Raw genomic sequence first — 14,751 nt, 5'->3', positions numbered from 1 at the left:
GATTGGAACTGGCAAAGGGCATCTTCCAATAAGATCCAGCAGCTGGAGCGGTGCCATAGGTTGTTTCAAAGGCAGCTGCCAGTACAGAGCGGGCACCTCGGGCACGGGCCATGGGTCGTCCTTTCTATGCAAGAGGATCGAAGGAGGCGTAAATGAGTTTGATGGTGATGGTTGCGGCCTTGAGGGCTTGCGTGCCTTCAAGGGCCAGATCAATGGGCGCTGGGGCTTCGGCTTCCATGTAGTCGCACAGTCCTCCAAGACTTCTATCGGATGCAATGGCAGCACCTACTGTCTGCTTCAGCGCATCAAAGGCAGCGTCCCGCGCTTCAGCCTCTCTAGCTTCCACCAGCAGATCCACTTCGGCGCGGTGTTCATAAAGATACGAGGGCGGTGACAGCGTCACTTCCGGCTCACCCGGATCGCCATCGCGCAGGATCAAAATGCCTGCTGCAGGAATACGCTCGGGATAAGCTTCATTGCGTAGGAGTTTTACGCCAGTGGGCGTGTTGCTTTGCAGCATCTCGAACAAAGCGCTCAGCACTTGCTCAGAGGTGCTAGCAGCCATCACCGTTCCTTCCAATTGGCAACAATCAGACCGGGCAGACGGCTTCCCCAAAGCTCGGTGTCTCGGTCCAAATCCAGGCGTTTCTTGAGTTTGACTTGAGGCACGAGCAAAAACACAGGAATGGTCTGTGCGCCAGTTAAGATACCGTCCTTACGTCGCCTGCCACCTTTCTTGCCAATGCGCCCGCGTTTGGTGAAGCGGGCATCCTCTGCCACCAGTAGTGAGGGCTGCCCGCGTCTATAGACAAAGCGCAGGCGAATGCCGGTACGCCGTTCAAAGCCACCAGGCGTAATGCGTTTGTTTTGCGGACCTCGCATTTTGGCGGCAACGCCAATGAGAATGGCAAGCCAGAAGCCTTCTTTGGATCTGATGAGAATACCGCGGTCATGGGCGTCCACCACTTTGCTGGCACGGCTGTAAACCAGACTGGCTGCTTTGAGACTTGTGCCCCGCAACGGATAGTTTTGCTGGCGGATGGTGCGTGCCAGTTTGATGCCAAGGCCAGCGCTTTGGATTTGCGAGCGCCAATCTTCTTTGAGCCCCTTACCGGCAGTGCGAATGCCCTTGGTGACAGCGTTCTCAGCAAGTTCCAGCTCTTTTGTCATCAGGTCTTCTGGAGAGCCGTTGACCTTGACGAGAAGCTTCATAAGCTGGCGGCTTCCCCCTGCCAGATAAGACGTTCGCGGTCTCGGCCAGGCTCGCCAGTGATCTCATAGATTTGTCCTGAGGGGATTCCGTCGTCGGCTAAAAACTCGAAGGTATCGTGCTTGGATAGCTCAGGGACTTCGCTTACCCGCACATCAATGAAGACCGCATCCTGACGAAACCTGCCGCCATTATACTGTTGTAGGGCATCGGGGGAGCGCAGGATTATGCGTACGGGGATAGCGTCGCCTCTACCTTGCCTGCGGTAAACCGCAGTGCGGGCCATGCTGTCATCGGCAAAGATCAGATCGATCGCCGAGGCAAAAAACTCCATCAGCCAAAGGAGCCGTTAAGGCGGACCTTGCCGAGAATGTCTGCTGCGCCGCCACCGACAGCTTCCGTTGCAGCGCCGATGAGCGTGTTATCGGTGGCAACATTGGTGCAGTGTTTGGCCGTGTTGTCCCAGTAAACCGCAGCGCCCAGGCTCCACGCCTCAGACGGCGCTTTGGCGAGCTCATAGGTGCCCACAAGGTTCAGTATACCGCTTGCGTTCTCCGCGATGTCGCCGGCGGCAACGCCAAAGATTGTGCCGAGTAAGGCGCCGCTGCCGGAGCTAATCGGTGCGCCTGTGTCATTGGTGAATGTGAGTGTATTTCCCTGAGAGATGAAGTTCTTCATGGGTAGGCCTTTGATGTGGATTTCGTTGATGCGAGAGTGAGCGTTGAGATACAACTAAGTAAGCAGGTTCTTGGCGGTAGAGATGTCGCTAGACTATGATTTGGACAAAAGCTGGCTGGCCGTCTCAGATGCCGATTGCTTTTTGGTCTATGTTGGGCGCTGGGGGAAGAAATATGATCGTCACATCGTTGTTAGCTATTGCGTTATTATTTTCGCTAGCGGGTATCATCTATCCCTTCAAGCCTTTCAAGAGAAGGTGGCGCGCCTTGTTTTCTTCTATCCTTTGCTTTGTGCTTGTCGGTGTGTTTGCACCCAAACCAGATGAACCTGAAACACAGTCAGGAGAAGCCAAGAGAGAGCAATCGATAGGGCCTGAAAAGAATGAAAAATACTGGGTGGTCTCAAAGCGGTTGAACCGTAGAACATGTCCTTCAGTAGATTGCGGAGTAGTCGGTCAGTTCTATTTCCGTGAGGCAGCAATGGTTCTGGAAACGAAAAGTGGTTGGGCTCGAGTTACAGAACCTTATGATGCCTTCTGTGTTGATGGGCAGAGTAAGTATGTCGATGCGGGGAATGCTTTTTGCACTTCTTCAAATGGTATAACTGATGGTGCTTTCTCTGAATGGGTTTCTGCAGAATTCCTGTCTCAAGATCGCCCACCTGATCCTGCTGCGGATGCGTCGGGCGTCGAAAAGCTAGTTGCAGGTTCAGATGATTTTGCTCAGTACAGAACTATGTTCACAAAAGCTGCTCAATCCTTGATTGAGCAACGTCAATGCACGGAACAAGACTTTCAAGAAATGGGTGGATGGGTGAAGTCTTCAAACCATCGGGGAAAACCCATTTACTTCACTTATTGTGGGGGAGGTTCCGTCGCAAATCGGCTTTATCTCAATGCTACTTCGGGGGAAGTATTTCGCTAAACGAACCCCTCTGATCAACATAGCCTTGTAAATCCCTGCACCCGGCTCAAGAGGAGCTGGGTAGAGCCGGGTGCAGGTTGTCCTGATAAGGTGCGGGGGCTTATCAGGATTTAAGAGGAAGCCGCGCCGGGGTTCTTATATAGCCCGCGATGATCAATGGCCTTAGCAGCAAAATCATGCCGGGCCTTGAGCTCAATACCGTCGACCTCAAAGCCCGTTCGGGTTTCAGTAAAGACACCTTCCTGACCTTCCAGATAAGCGAATTCCACCGTATCAATGCGAGCTGGATCAGCTGTCAGGAACCAGGGATCCTGACCTGATGCCGGGATCAAACGGGGCTCTTCGATAGGCTCCAGGCGTCCAGCGTAAGCATTGACGTCTGAAGTGTTGGCCGGTGTGGTTGCGGTGATCTGCTTGCGCGCTTCTACCGAGCGGGGGCCAGGCGGGGTAATGATGTAGCGTGGCTGAACTGAGATCAGCCTGCCTTCCAGCCCCTTGTGCTGACCAAAGGCACGGTAGGCAGCGGTGAGGGAGGTTTCATCAATCTTGGCAGCAGCTCCCAGATTGTTATGCTTTGCATGGAACAACGCGGTGCCATCCTGCATGACCGGATTGTCCTTGAGGATGGCGTAAACGATATCGCTTTCAAGATCAGCAGCTGAGGCTCCAAAGGAGCGTGGGATGCGGGTGAAGGCATCCAGATCATCATTGATCAGAGCCTGCCGGGTGATGGCAATGATCTTGCCATAGGTGGCAAGCGCATAAATCTCTTTGCCTTCACCCATGGTGCCGTATTGGAATTCACCAGATTCCAACACTTTTTCAAGATCCGGCGCGCCGCCAAGCTGGGTGCGCTGTACCGGTTTAAAATCAACGATGGTCGTACGCCGTGCCCAGGGGCGGAAGGTGCGCGGGGTGCTGTCATAAGCATCACGCAAAGTTTTACCGGCTACATTGGCAAGGATCGCTGGGAAATCTGAGGTGGCGTGATAGCCGGCTGAACGCATGGCAAAGGCGGCGGTGGCCAGCTCCATCTTGCTCATGCCAAGCGTGCTTAGACCGCGTCGTTCCAAAGCATTGCGAGCCAACTCCAACAGCGTCATGCCGCGGAACTGTCTGGCCTCGTCACTGAGCTTGGTGAGATCGGGCGAGGCCCGGTGTTGCAAAGCATTGGTGAGTGCATCACGGTAAGAGACTTCGCGTGTGTCCTGACTGCGTGCCTCAGCAGGCGCAGGCTCCGTAGTTTTGCCTTTGAGGGGATCAGCCTCATAGATCTTGTCGAGGATTTCAGAACGGGCGGCTTCCAATGAGACACCGCGGGCAATCAGATCATCAGCAAAGCTATCTTCCAGTTTATGTCGCCGGCACAGTTGTGTGATGGTGCTGACACGGGTGCGTTCTTCAGTGCGCACTGCCTCCGCATTGGGCTCTTCCTCAGGAGGTGACGCTGATTGCTCTGGCGTTTTCGGAGGATCGGTTCTTACTGTATCTGTTGCAGGTTTGTCATTGGGCGTATCTGGCATCACGGACTCCTTGGAGGGCGACGAGAGGGTCAAGTTGCGAACAAGCGTGCAGGGACTGAACGAAGGCGCTATCTCATTTGAGCTTCGGGTTTGCGCACCCGGATCAGCGGGAATAGCAACTGCTGAGACTTCCAGAGGCTCCCAGTCGGTGGCACGCCAGAGTTCACGTTTGCCTTCTTGTGCTGTGATCTCATAAGTGTGGACGCGGTAGCCAACGGAAACACTGCGCACGGTGCCTTCCAGGATACGCTGGACAATGCCTGAGGCATCAGGTGCGTCTGTCAGCCGGATGGTGGCAAAGCCTTTCCCGTCTTGAAGACGCACGGAGCCTGGAACAACAGAACCCAGCACATTCTCCAGACGCCAGGCATTGTGGGAATTGAGGAACGGGGCACCGGCATCCAGCCTCCCCAGGCGAACGGACCTCTCATCCACCTGCAGCTCTTCATCGTATTCAACAAGCTCATCCCAACCTTCCCAGCGCATGCGCTGGACGGTGGCACCCGTGGTCCAGACAATCTCAATGGTGCGTGCCTCGCGGTCTACGCTATCTGCACGCACTTCTGCAGCCCGCCCCAAAAGCGGCAGGCCTAACGTTTGCTCTGGCATCAGGTTTCGTCTTTCGCTGTGCTGCTGGATGGTTCTGGTTTCGGACCCGTTTCGAGGTCAGCTTGTGCAAGGCCCGCGCGGGACATCTTGCGTGGATCGCTGTCGAGGACCAGACCGAGGTCATCGGTTTCCTTGAGGAACGCTGCTTGTTCTTCCACCACCTCGCGTGGATCATAGCCACGCTTGGCAATTTGCTGGGGCAGGGAGGTGAAGCCTGATCTGGTCTCGATAAGATCGGTTTCAGCATCCTGCTTGGGATTGACGCTTTCAAACTTAGGCGGTGCCCATTCAGCCGGGACGTCCGGGGTATCGATAAGACCTGCCGTGTAAGCGGCCTCAATAAACCAGGCCCAGATAGGCTCGCAGAACATCGGGATAATGATGTGCCATTGCACTTGATCCACCATACGGCGGAACTCGTTCAACCCGGCGCGGTTGGAGGAAAAGTTGGCCTGGCTTAAGTCTCCCGTCATCAGCGCATAAGGCACCCGAAAACCCGAGGCGATGATATGCATCTGCACCCGGTTCCATTCGGCAATGCCGCCTGAATGGCCTGGTGTGTTAAAGCGAATATCTTTGCCGCCCCGCGCATAGGCAATCATGCCGGGAGAGAACTGTTCGACTTGATTGCCGTCAGCATCTTCCACCGTGGGGGCAACAGAAGCCCCGCCATCACCATCTTCACCCAGTACCACACCCACAAGGCAGGCTTCGGTCTTCTTGCGCACCATTTCAGCAAGCTGCCAATCACCTAGATCTCGCAGCGCTGTCATGGCCGGCGTTCCCCAGGGCACGCCGCGAGACTGCACCCGCTGGCGCTCAAACAAGTGCGCTACCATGTCAGCAGGAATGCGAACCGATTCCAACCGGCGCGTGAAAGCTGAGGTGGTATCACCCGGATGATCTGGAAACATCCAGTAAGCGGTCCGCCTGCCGGATGTGTCGTATTCAATGCCCCGACGGATAGAATTGTCTTTGGCCTCGCTTAACCGGGCGGTATCCAGGTGATCGGCTTCTCGTAGCTCGATCTGCAACGGAACTTTGCCTTTGGAGCTACGCTGAGGGCGCTTGAGTGCAAAGACCTCACCGCCCTCAATCATCTCACGCACGGCCAGGCTCAAAAGCCCATGAAAGTCCGTGTGGCCATGAGCATCGCAAGCCTTTGCCCATTCGTTCCAAAGCTTGTCGATCTTCTTGTTGCGTGCCTTGCTCGCTGTTGCAGCCCGTGGCCGGATGCCGGGCCCAACCATGTTGTTGACCAGCACCTGAACCGCTTGCGCAGCCAGCGGGTTGTTGCGCACCAGATCCCGCATACGGTCGCGAAGAAGACCGCCTGCTCCTGCGATCTCGCTATCCGCAGCAGTGTTGCTGGAACGCCAGCCGTTGCTTAAGCGTCCTTTTTGCGCACCTTCATAAAGCCGGCGCAGATTGGCAAGGGTTGCCCGACTGGCATAACGCTTTGCAGCCCGCGTTGGAGAAAACAGTGCCAGCGCCCGATCACTCCAGGTGAAAGGAACGTGCACCGACTTCGTTCTCATCGGATCTCCCGGGTGAACCGAACAAAACCTGCCACTGGCTTTTTCTTACCATTTGAGGCGGAGATCTCAGCTTCAATGATGCGAATGCGGGTTAGCAGCTGGGCACCGCTGTCATACTCAACTGTCTTGCCTTCATAGGACACACGGGTGGCACCTGCTGCATAGGCCTTCTTCAGGGCAGCCAATTCTGCCGGTGTCCAGCTCATTTAAACCAGTTCCTTTGCTGTTTACCGAACCAGGTGCTTTGCTTGGCTTTGCGAAATCGTCTTTGTCGGCGTGGTTGGCCTGCTGGTTCTGGGGCAGCTTGCTGGGCCTGCTTGAGCTGCGCTTCCAGATCCTGCCAACGGCTTTCATCCCAGCGATCGATGCCCAGCAGCCAGGCCACAGCGCGGGCGTAGACCCGGCAATCCAATGCCTCGTTTCGTTCTCGGGTTTTGACCCATTCTGATTTGGCAAATCCGGTGCGTTTGTTCTTGCGCTGAACCAGCTGCTCGGCAGTTATCTGCTTGAACCATTCAGCGCTGACGCCCTGACCCACGTGGATGAAACCATCTGGATAGGTTTTGCCAAGAGCCAGATCCTCGTCGGTGGGCACATTCAAGCGGAAATAGCGATAGGTCTCCAGTTTGAAGACGGAAACCGCCACATTCCAAAGAGCCACTCCGCGGGAGATTTTGCGCCCGCCCTCAGTCACGTCCACATAGCTTGGCCCATCGACGGGCGCGATGCGATCAAACCCGCCACGGCCCTTCAAGGCGATCACCTGGCCGCGACCCATCTTGCGCACCCAGGCATAAACGGAATCCACCGTCATGCCATCGCCCGTATCAATGCCGACACGGGCAACGGACATGGGTACGCCGCTTGCATGCGGCCAGGTGCTGGCACAAAGCTCGGTAAGCTCAATCCAAACATCGTCTTTGCTGACATCACCATCCAGTGTGATGTGATCGATAAGCCAGCTTGTCCCACCTCGACCCCAGGCCCAGACATCCGCTTCCAACCGTCCAGCACGCTGAACATCAACGCCCATGGTGAGCACCAATCCGCCTTCCGGAACTGTGCCAAGCCTGAAGCTTTCGCGGCGCTCATAAAGCTTTTGCCAGTCGGGTGCTTCGCCTTGTTCTTCCCAGGTCTCGCCAAGGGTGGTGTTCTTGAACGCTTTGAGCAATGCGTCCTTGCCTTGCGCTGCTTCCCAGGAGCGGGCAATAGCCTCCCAGGACAGCCAGCCAATGGGAGAATAAAGCCCTGAGATATGAAACCCGACAATACCAGCCTCATGAGCTTTGTGGATCAGCTCCGGGTCTGCGGTTGGTTGCCAACACGCTCCGTTTTCAGGATCCATCATCCAGGTCTTAAAGCGTTCCTCGATTGGCTGGTCGCAATGCTCGCAAAGATATCGAACGGAACGCGGGGTGCCCCAATCCCATTTGAGGCGTTCGAATTTTAGAACCTGTAAGCCCAGACAATGGGGGCAGGGCACGAAGTAGCGGTTCTGGTCACTCAGCTCGAACTCTGCTTCGATGCGCGAGGCCCCTTTTATGGTTGGCGTAGACGAGATGTAGATCTTCTTGCGCCGGCCAAACGTATGGGTGCGTGCTTCAGCCAAGGTGACCGGATCGCCTTCCTCATCCAGATCATCTTTGTAAGCATCCACTTCATCCAGATGCACATAGCGGATTGGCATAGACCTGAGGCCTGCCGCTGAGTTGCCGCCGGCAATGAAGAGATGCCCGCCAGGATAGCTTTTCTCTAATTGTGTGTTGCCGCTGTCTCGCGACTTGGCCGGGGCCACAATCCCTCGTATCGTTGGTGTTGCCTCAATCATCGGATCCACCCGCTGACGGGAGAACCGCTTGGCAGTGGTCTCATTGGCTTGCACGGCTAAAAATGGAGCGGGCGCCACCTCCATGGTGTGCCCGATCCAGTTGATGCCGGCCTCCGTCGCGCCAACCTGAGCGGATTTGGCAAAGATGATCTTCTGAGCCCAGTGACTGGGCGAGAGCGCATCCATAATGGCGCGCATAAACGGGGTGCGGCTGCTTACATATTTGCCGGGCTCAGCTGCTCCTTTGGACGACAGGTAGCGTTTGGCATCCGCCCACTGGGTAACTGTAAGCGCCGGATCCGGGGCCAGTCCCGAAAGCCAGGCGGTTTGAATGTCACTTGTGCCCTGATACTCACCCACCGAGCTCTATCTTGATTTCAGAAAGCTGGGCTAAATGGTCGCGAATAACCTCATCAAGCAGCAACTCCATCTTATGGGCATCGACGCCCAGCTCAGCTGCCATATTGGCGGCAACACGAGCGGGTAGTTGCAGCCATGAATCTCGCTCTTTGCGGGCGAGGTCAAATACATGGTTTACAGCCGCACGACGATCAATGAGCTCACCCTTAAGCTGTTGCAGAAGCAGTTTGGAGCGCTGTGCCTTCAAAGCTTCATTGGCAGCCCGTGCCTTGGCGTAGGTGATGCCTTGGGAGGCACCTATGGGATCGGAACCTTCGGAAATGGCAGGAGCTGCCTTGGGTTCGGACGGACGTGTCCCTGAGCGCTTGGGCTGTCTGCGTTTCGCACTGTCTGTTGATGCTGCCCACTGCGCGTCTGCTTTGGCCGGATCGATACTGCCATCCGCTTCCAACGTGATCCTGCTGGACTGAATGGCTTTGCGAACGGCCATATCGGTCGCACCGGGTAAACCCAAAGCTTTGCGATGCTGCGCATATGCGCGCCGAGATAATCCCATGGGTCTGGTCCGTTGATTGGTCGTTTGGGCTGTATTGCTCACAGGCTTTAACCACTGACCAATGCTCTGATGTCATTAAAACAGCGGCCATCATCTGCAAGCGTTGCTTGTTTGCCGGTGTATTCCTGCCAGCGGGTGACGATCACATCGCAGTACTTGGGATCCAGTTCCATCAGACGCGCTTTTCGCCTTAGCTTCTCGCAGGCTATTAATGTGGAGCCGGAACCGCCAAACGGATCCAGCACGAGGTCACCTTGCTTGGTTGAATTCTCCAACATCTGCTGAATGAGGGAAACCGGCTTCATGGTTGGGTGCTCTGCGCTTCTGACCGGCTTGTCGTGATGGATAACCGTGCTATCGAGTGAGCGCATGGTCATGTTCTCACCTTCAACGACGACCACTTGATCACTCAGGTCGATCTGTAAGCTACCATCTGGCATCACCCGCAAGGATTTGCCATCGTCCTCGAATACAGTCGTGTTGGTGCGCCCGCCATACCAGCTATGAGAGGCTCCAAGTTTCCAGCCGTAGAGGATAGGTTCGTGGCGCCACTGATAGTCGGCGTGGCCAATAACGAGAGCAGGCTTAACCCAGATGAGGCAACTGGAGAGCTTGAAGCCGGCTTGGACAAAGGCTCGTCGGAAACTCAAGCCTTCAGTCTCTGAATGAGCTACATAGATGGGCGCTCCGGCACGCATGACCGAGGCAGTGCAGGAAAACGCATCCAGCAGGAACTTTCGAAAATCGCCACGGCTCAAATTGTCGTTCTTGATCTTTCCTGCGGCGCCTTCGTAATTGACGTTGTAGGGCGGGTCGGTCCAGACCGCATCGACCAGCTCTCCGTCGCACAGCGCGTTCATGTGGTCTGATGAGGTGCTGTCACTGCACATGAGGCGGTGCTCGCCCAAGAGCCAGATGGAACCGGGAACTGAAGCATGAACCGGTTCGGGAGAGGGAATATAGTCCACATCGCCAGGAGGAGGAGGAGGGGCGTTCTCACCTCCAAACCCCAGAATCTCGCCGAGTTCCTCATCAGAAAACCCGAGCACATCCAGATCGAAACTATCATCACTGAGCGCTGCCAGTTCCTCACGCAGCAAGGCTTCATCCCAACCTGCATTCTCGGCGATCTTATTATCGGTAATGATGAGTGCTCGGCGCTGCAGCTCGGATAGATGCGCAAGCCGGATGACGGGAACGTCAGGAAGTTCCAATCGCTGTGCTGCCAGTAAGCGCCCGTGGCCGGCGATGATGTCGTTGTCAGCACCAATCAGGATCGGGTTGGTAAATCCGAACTCAGCGATCGAGCTTGCAATCTGGGTAATCTGCCAATCGGGATGCGTTCTTGCATTGCCCGCATAAGGCACCAGTGCTGCGATAGACATCATCTCGACTTGCAAAGGTCAGCTCCTGTTGGCCTAGTGCGAACCATGGAATTCAGGGTGCGAACCCGCGAACCTTAAGTGCGAACCTAAGCTGCGAACCCAAAACTCTAGGTTCGCACCCTTGAGCTGATTTCGAAGTAAGAACGTCGTTGCAGAAATTCTTGATTCAACAGTGCCTTAATCAGGAATGTTGCAATGCAGCGCTTTCATTCGTTTCCGCCAGGTGCGAACCGCGAACCCAAAGTGCGAACCCAAATTTTTCCTCTGTAACTGGCGATCTGGTGCGCAAAGCCCCACCGCATACGATTGCGGCCCGGAAGGACCCAAAAGCCGGGGTAGGGGAAGCATGGTATGGGATTGCGAGGAGGATATTGCACGGCTTGACTGCGGCTGGAGGAGGAGACCACGGCACCGCCGAGCATAGCGATAAACTGCCCGAGAGAGCCCGATTCTGTCGCGCCAGAAGTACGGGGTCATTTGTAAGGGAGTGCGGCGCAATGCAGTTGAACCCAGATCAAAGTGGGTGCGAGACGATACCAGCCAGCAACAGGCGGCACGAGCACGTAAGACACCTCTTGTTTTAAAGCGCGCACCAGCCACACTTCGCAGGCGCCGATACACCCACAAAACCAACGGTATGGCACTTGTGAGCCCTTGATTGTACAGACTGGTATGGCATTGCGCGGTACCGGGAAAACCGAACTCAGGCCATGTGTAGGAGGCACAAGAGATAGAGAGGAGCAAGCGCCATGCACGTGAATTACATCTACATGGAACACCCCCAATGGGGTTCAGAAATCCTACGCTACACCAATGAAGAAATGCGTGAGGTTTTTGGCGACAAGAACGCCGAGGAGCTGTGGGCGGGTAAGATCATCCTACACCGCGGCGGTGCCTACTTGGACATGCTAGGCGCCGCCAGAGACAAGCTGGCAGCTGAACTGGAAAGCTAAGCCTATCACCTCACAAGAAGCCTGACCCCGCCAGTAGTGCGGGGTTGCGATCGTGAAGGCGGGCAGGGTGCCTGCTAAAGTGGAGGAAGTTCTATGAGAACCAGCACAATCAGAATTGCAGCACACGACATAGCCAAGGCAGGGTTTAACGCAAATCAGCCATATGAGGCCTGCGACCCGATTGCCCACGCACTCGACGACAAAGCCGCGGTCAAAGCGCGGGTCAATGCAGACAGCATGACACTCACGGTGGAAGTGAACACCAACCAGCTTCTTGATGCAGCAACCACACTGCGAGAACTCGGGCTGATTTGAGCCAGGCAGATTTCAGGATACGGATTGTACCCCGCCTCGTGCGGGGTTTGCCTTTTGGCAGGGTGGTTCAGCCAGAAGCCTGATCTGAGGCAATGGAGGCCAATACCCCTTCCGGGTCTCTAGTGATGCACCTTCCCGGTCTATGGATGAGCTTTCAAAACTCAGGTCAAACTCAAAAAGGCCTGAGAGGCACTGCGCCTCCCAAGCCAGAATATTCCATGAGAGGCAGAACCTCTCGGCATTCCAATGCTTTTTAGTCTTTTGAGACTTCCAGTGCGCAAGGTTCAAGCAGCTCGGATATCTTCTCGCTACTACCTTGTACGTCTTCAATGTGATTGCGCACAGTATCAAACAGCGTCAGCAACGCTTCATATTCCTGGGTATGCTCCATGCGTTCGCTCATCACCACGCTCATGGAATAGACTAGATTTTTGAGGTGGTTGGTTGATAATCGAAGCTGATCCACTTCATTGCGAAGGGACGTATGGGCACATTTCTCTTTACCAGTTTCAGTCATATCAAAGCCCTCTTCGTTGGCTTGTTGAACAAACCACTCAGCAGAAGACTTGTGACAACCCACTGGTGAGCGGGAGGTTCACAACCTGACGAAGACAGGCGGGTTTATTCCCCCGCGAAGGGGTATTGTATTCACCGCCCTCCCGCCCATAAGCGAGAGTTTGCGTAAGGAGAACTAACTCCAAACACAAAATGACCGACAATTAACGGCTGCGGTGACCGCTTCGTAGAGGTTGTGATGCCTCAAGATGACCATGCGATGAATGGCGCAAGGTGTCAATGCAAGGAAACTGAATTCCTCCACAAACCCATAGCATTAGCCGGTCCTGAGTACTGGTGGTAAGACAGGTTGGTCTATCAGCGTTGGCGACAAAGCGTGCGTTGTATCGTCAAAACAGCCGCCACAGCACGCCGGTGAGCGGTAGAACGGGTGAGCCCGACCTGAATGCAGATGGGTCGCCAGCGGAAACCTTCCGCCCGCATCCAAAGGATTTTCCGGTCATCAGGCTGAGGGACATATCGTAGCCAATCAATGGCGTCTTCCATGAGCTGAATGTCTTTGGCGCTGGGCACCGCCCGGATTTGGGTTTTGTTGTAGCCATAGGCTTCATGAACATCATGGATGACTTGTGGCCAGGTGTTGCCATCGCGCCGCGGTGTTGAGCGTGGTGGGTTGGGCAGCCGCCGTAACGTGCTGGCAGCAAGCTCCAGTCGGTCGACGATCTCTGTGGTGCTGAGTGTCATGAAACCTCCTCGGTAGTGGCCTCCTGCGCTTCCAGAACGCTGTGCAGCACGCGGATGTGGAAGTTGCGGGCTGCCATGATGGGCTCAGCCAGGGTGATCAGTTGGCCGGGTGTGGGAGCTATCGTTTTGCTGCTGCGTCGCCAAGCCTGACAGGCGGCAAAGATCACGTCTGTTGGATAGCTGCCCAAGTCCTGGATCCAGTCCTCGATGAGCTGAGTGATGGCCTCTGGTGAGAGCCGTTTCTGCGGGTAATGGTTGAGCAATTGTCCCACAGCGAGGCTCACCGGCTTTGCCCCTCCAGGAGCATTGGCCTGTGTGAGTGTGCTGAGGAGTTGCTCCAATTCCTCACTCTCCTGAGCTGTTCGTTGCGCCTGACGTCGTTCTGATCGCGTTGCTACCAGCTGCTGCAAGAGCCTCATCCCAGGCTCTCTGCCAAACATGGGAAATGGATTTTTTGCGCTGGGTGGGTTCATGGGATCGAACAGATTGCTCATGGGATTTCTCCTTGGCTGGCACTTTGGGTTTTGCCTGAAGTTGCTCACAGGCCGGGTTTTGGGGGATAGGGGGAAAAGGTTCTTTTGATGGTTCTAAGTGACGGTTCAAGGGGGGCACCACGTGCCGGTTGGTAGCGGCACCACATGCCGGTTGGTGCGGCACCACGTGCCGGTTGCTGGCAGGTCCTTCCGGCACACCATGCCGCTTGTGTGTTCTCGGTTTGGTCACCTCCAGATTTTCTAGCGCAGGATGGTCATTTTGATCGGGAATGGCCCTGCGTCCGTCAAAGCCAGTAAGGACGAAAATATCGGACCTGCGAGAGCCATTGGCACGGCGACGTTGGTAGCGGGTGATCAGCCCCAGCGCTTCCAGGTCATTCAGGCAGTTGCGCAGCTTGCGCTCCGAGCAGCAGCACGCCTCCTGCAGCGTGGCTTGCGAGGGCCAGCACAGGCCGTATTCATCTGCAAAGTTGGCGATGGTGATGAGTATAAACTTCTCGATTGGATCGGTGATGTCGCTCCGCCCATAAGCCCAGGTGATCGCTTGAACGCTCATAGGTTCGAAATCCTGTTCTCACGGATTTCCTTTTGCCTCAGCCACTCGGTGACAGAGGTGCGGCGATAAAATACCCGGCGCCCGGTACGCACACACGGTGGGCCAATGCGCATGGTCTGCCAGCGGCCCAGCGTATCAACACAAACGCCAAGCTCTTTGGCCAGCTCTGCGCGTGTCATCCAGCCATCAAGGATGGCCTTAGGTTCTGTTTGTTCAAGTTCCGGGGTAGGGACGTTGTCTTCCATGTGCTCCTCCAAAGCAGGACCGCTTGGGCTCAAACGGTTTGCGGAAAAGCTAAGCATGGAGAGCAAATGGGCGTATAGGCGTTCAAAGGCAGTGAAAGGCGTTCATAGGCGTTCAAACATTAAGGCAGCGCCTATTGAGGACAACTGGACTGTTTCTTAAGGCTGCTCCCCGGTAATCCAGCCGATGCATCGGAGGCCTCAAACCAAAGGCCGCAACTGCCCCTGTGAGTTCATGAAGATTTGGAATATCCCATAAATATCAATGGTCAATTTTAGAATTCGAGTTGCAGCAAAAACCTTCAGTATTTCAAACAGTTG

18 protein-coding genes are annotated in these 14,751 nt (G+C 55.4%); 3 read left to right on the top strand and 15 right to left on the bottom strand.

Features of this window, described 5'->3' with window-relative positions; genetic code table 11:
• Window positions 1-124: 124 nt before the first annotated feature.
• Genes PsAD26_RS16895 through PsAD26_RS16880 form a run of 4 tightly spaced genes read right to left on the bottom strand, consistent with a single transcriptional unit; the run spans window position 125 to window position 1,888 of the window.
• Window positions 125-565, bottom strand: a complete 441-nt coding sequence (locus PsAD26_RS16895; protein WP_063311398.1) for a hypothetical protein — start codon at window positions 563-565, stop codon at window positions 125-127.
• Window positions 565-1,212, bottom strand: coding sequence for a DUF6441 family protein (locus tag PsAD26_RS16890; RefSeq protein WP_063311397.1), 648 nt, complete (start codon window positions 1,210-1,212; stop codon window positions 565-567). Before PsAD26_RS16890 ends, PsAD26_RS16895 begins: the two co-directional genes overlap by 1 nt.
• Window positions 1,209-1,544, bottom strand: a complete 336-nt coding sequence (locus tag PsAD26_RS16885; RefSeq protein WP_063311396.1) for a hypothetical protein — start codon at window positions 1,542-1,544, stop codon at window positions 1,209-1,211. Before PsAD26_RS16885 ends, PsAD26_RS16890 begins: the two co-directional genes overlap by 4 nt.
• Complete coding sequence (locus tag PsAD26_RS16880) at window positions 1,544-1,888, bottom strand: DUF2190 family protein (RefSeq protein WP_063311395.1); 345 nt, start codon at window positions 1,886-1,888, stop codon at window positions 1,544-1,546. Before PsAD26_RS16880 ends, PsAD26_RS16885 begins: the two co-directional genes overlap by 1 nt.
• Window positions 1,889-1,983: 95 nt before the next feature.
• Between PsAD26_RS16880 and PsAD26_RS16875 the strand changes: the two genes are divergently transcribed.
• A complete protein-coding gene (locus PsAD26_RS16875; protein WP_063311394.1) occupies window positions 1,984-2,811 on the top strand; it encodes an SH3 domain-containing protein in 828 nt (275 codons plus the stop codon).
• Between the two features lie 110 nt (window positions 2,812-2,921).
• On the opposite strand, the gene PsAD26_RS16870 is transcribed toward PsAD26_RS16875, so the two are convergent.
• From PsAD26_RS16870 to PsAD26_RS16845, 6 genes are read right to left on the bottom strand one after another with little or no spacing between them, the layout of a single operon-like run.
• Complete coding sequence (locus PsAD26_RS16870; RefSeq protein WP_063311393.1) at window positions 2,922-4,943, bottom strand: prohead protease/major capsid protein fusion protein; 2,022 nt, start codon at window positions 4,941-4,943, stop codon at window positions 2,922-2,924.
• Window positions 4,943-6,481, bottom strand: a complete 1,539-nt coding sequence (locus PsAD26_RS16865) for a phage portal protein (protein ID WP_063311392.1) — start codon at window positions 6,479-6,481, stop codon at window positions 4,943-4,945. The genes PsAD26_RS16870 and PsAD26_RS16865 overlap by 1 nt, the downstream gene beginning before the upstream one ends.
• Window positions 6,478-6,687 (bottom strand): hypothetical protein, encoded by a 210-nt coding sequence (locus PsAD26_RS16860; RefSeq protein ID WP_063311391.1) that lies wholly within the window; start codon window positions 6,685-6,687, stop codon window positions 6,478-6,480. Before PsAD26_RS16860 ends, PsAD26_RS16865 begins: the two co-directional genes overlap by 4 nt.
• Complete coding sequence (locus PsAD26_RS16855) at window positions 6,684-8,669, bottom strand: phage terminase large subunit family protein (RefSeq protein WP_206600014.1); 1,986 nt, start codon at window positions 8,667-8,669, stop codon at window positions 6,684-6,686. The genes PsAD26_RS16860 and PsAD26_RS16855 overlap by 4 nt, the downstream gene beginning before the upstream one ends.
• Window positions 8,662-9,225, bottom strand: coding sequence for a hypothetical protein (locus PsAD26_RS16850; RefSeq protein ID WP_063311390.1), 564 nt, complete (start codon window positions 9,223-9,225; stop codon window positions 8,662-8,664). Before PsAD26_RS16850 ends, PsAD26_RS16855 begins: the two co-directional genes overlap by 8 nt.
• Before the next feature lie 47 nt (window positions 9,226-9,272).
• Window positions 9,273-10,625 (bottom strand): site-specific DNA-methyltransferase, encoded by a 1,353-nt coding sequence (locus PsAD26_RS16845; RefSeq protein WP_153041523.1) that lies wholly within the window; start codon window positions 10,623-10,625, stop codon window positions 9,273-9,275.
• A gap of 734 nt (window positions 10,626-11,359) precedes the next feature.
• Between PsAD26_RS16845 and PsAD26_RS16840 the strand changes: the two genes are divergently transcribed.
• Together PsAD26_RS16840 and PsAD26_RS16835 are read left to right on the top strand one after the other, a co-directional pair.
• Entirely contained in the window at window positions 11,360-11,563 is a 204-nt protein-coding gene (locus PsAD26_RS16840) for a hypothetical protein (protein ID WP_063311388.1), read from the top strand.
• A 93-nt stretch (window positions 11,564-11,656) separates the two neighbouring features.
• Complete coding sequence (locus PsAD26_RS16835) at window positions 11,657-11,878, top strand: hypothetical protein (protein WP_063311387.1); 222 nt, start codon at window positions 11,657-11,659, stop codon at window positions 11,876-11,878.
• 253 nt (window positions 11,879-12,131) lie between these two features.
• Here PsAD26_RS16835 and PsAD26_RS16830 read toward each other — a convergent pair whose 3' ends face one another.
• From PsAD26_RS16830 to PsAD26_RS16810, 5 genes are all read right to left on the bottom strand, one after another.
• Window positions 12,132-12,395: a hypothetical protein gene (locus PsAD26_RS16830; RefSeq protein WP_063311401.1), complete on the bottom strand. Its 264-nt coding sequence runs from the start codon at window positions 12,393-12,395 to the stop codon at window positions 12,132-12,134.
• Window positions 12,396-12,751: 356 nt separating this feature from the next.
• Complete coding sequence (locus PsAD26_RS16825; RefSeq protein WP_063311386.1) at window positions 12,752-13,138, bottom strand: DUF6362 family protein; 387 nt, start codon at window positions 13,136-13,138, stop codon at window positions 12,752-12,754.
• Window positions 13,135-13,548, bottom strand: coding sequence for a hypothetical protein (locus tag PsAD26_RS16820; protein WP_153041522.1), 414 nt, complete (start codon window positions 13,546-13,548; stop codon window positions 13,135-13,137). The genes PsAD26_RS16825 and PsAD26_RS16820 overlap by 4 nt, the downstream gene beginning before the upstream one ends.
• Window positions 13,484-14,188 carry a helix-turn-helix domain-containing protein gene (locus PsAD26_RS16815; protein WP_063311384.1) on the bottom strand — a complete coding sequence of 235 codons (705 nt, stop codon included), beginning with the start codon at window positions 14,186-14,188 and terminating at the stop codon, window positions 13,484-13,486. Before PsAD26_RS16815 ends, PsAD26_RS16820 begins: the two co-directional genes overlap by 65 nt.
• Window positions 14,185-14,433: a helix-turn-helix domain-containing protein gene (locus tag PsAD26_RS16810; protein ID WP_063311383.1), complete on the bottom strand. Its 249-nt coding sequence runs from the start codon at window positions 14,431-14,433 to the stop codon at window positions 14,185-14,187. The genes PsAD26_RS16815 and PsAD26_RS16810 overlap by 4 nt, the downstream gene beginning before the upstream one ends.
• Between the last annotated feature and the right edge of the window lie 318 nt (window positions 14,434-14,751).

It is taken from the genome of Pseudovibrio sp. Ad26, assembly GCF_001623285.1.
Classification (GTDB): Bacteria; Pseudomonadota; Alphaproteobacteria; order Rhizobiales; family Stappiaceae; genus Pseudovibrio; species Pseudovibrio ascidiaceicola.
This window is presented reverse-complemented; position numbering and strand designations above follow the sequence as displayed.

What these genes read in the sequence shown, in the direction of transcription:
- PsAD26_RS16895 (WP_063311398.1), bottom strand. Translation starts at nt 565, where the DNA reads ATGGCTGCTAGCACCTCTGAGCAAGTGCTGAGCGCTTTGTTCGAGATG.
- PsAD26_RS16890 (WP_063311397.1), bottom strand. Translation starts at nt 1,212, where the DNA reads ATGAAGCTTCTCGTCAAGGTCAACGGCTCTCCAGAAGACCTGATGACA.
- PsAD26_RS16885 (WP_063311396.1), bottom strand. Translation starts at nt 1,544, where the DNA reads ATGGAGTTTTTTGCCTCGGCGATCGATCTGATCTTTGCCGATGACAGC.
- PsAD26_RS16880 (WP_063311395.1), bottom strand. Translation starts at nt 1,888, where the DNA reads ATGAAGAACTTCATCTCTCAGGGAAATACACTCACATTCACCAATGAC.
- PsAD26_RS16875 (WP_063311394.1), top strand. Translation starts at nt 1,984, where the DNA reads ATGATTTGGACAAAAGCTGGCTGGCCGTCTCAGATGCCGATTGCTTTT.
- PsAD26_RS16870 (WP_063311393.1), bottom strand. Translation starts at nt 4,943, where the DNA reads ATGCCAGAGCAAACGTTAGGCCTGCCGCTTTTGGGGCGGGCTGCAGAA.
- PsAD26_RS16865 (WP_063311392.1), bottom strand. Translation starts at nt 6,481, where the DNA reads ATGAGAACGAAGTCGGTGCACGTTCCTTTCACCTGGAGTGATCGGGCG.
- PsAD26_RS16860 (WP_063311391.1), bottom strand. Translation starts at nt 6,687, where the DNA reads ATGAGCTGGACACCGGCAGAATTGGCTGCCCTGAAGAAGGCCTATGCA.
- PsAD26_RS16850 (WP_063311390.1), bottom strand. Translation starts at nt 9,225, where the DNA reads ATGGGATTATCTCGGCGCGCATATGCGCAGCATCGCAAAGCTTTGGGT.
- PsAD26_RS16840 (WP_063311388.1), top strand. Translation starts at nt 11,360, where the DNA reads ATGCACGTGAATTACATCTACATGGAACACCCCCAATGGGGTTCAGAA.
- PsAD26_RS16835 (WP_063311387.1), top strand. Translation starts at nt 11,657, where the DNA reads ATGAGAACCAGCACAATCAGAATTGCAGCACACGACATAGCCAAGGCA.
- PsAD26_RS16830 (WP_063311401.1), bottom strand. Translation starts at nt 12,395, where the DNA reads ATGACTGAAACTGGTAAAGAGAAATGTGCCCATACGTCCCTTCGCAAT.
- PsAD26_RS16825 (WP_063311386.1), bottom strand. Translation starts at nt 13,138, where the DNA reads ATGACACTCAGCACCACAGAGATCGTCGACCGACTGGAGCTTGCTGCC.
- PsAD26_RS16815 (WP_063311384.1), bottom strand. Translation starts at nt 14,188, where the DNA reads ATGAGCGTTCAAGCGATCACCTGGGCTTATGGGCGGAGCGACATCACC.
- PsAD26_RS16810 (WP_063311383.1), bottom strand. Translation starts at nt 14,433, where the DNA reads ATGGAAGACAACGTCCCTACCCCGGAACTTGAACAAACAGAACCTAAG.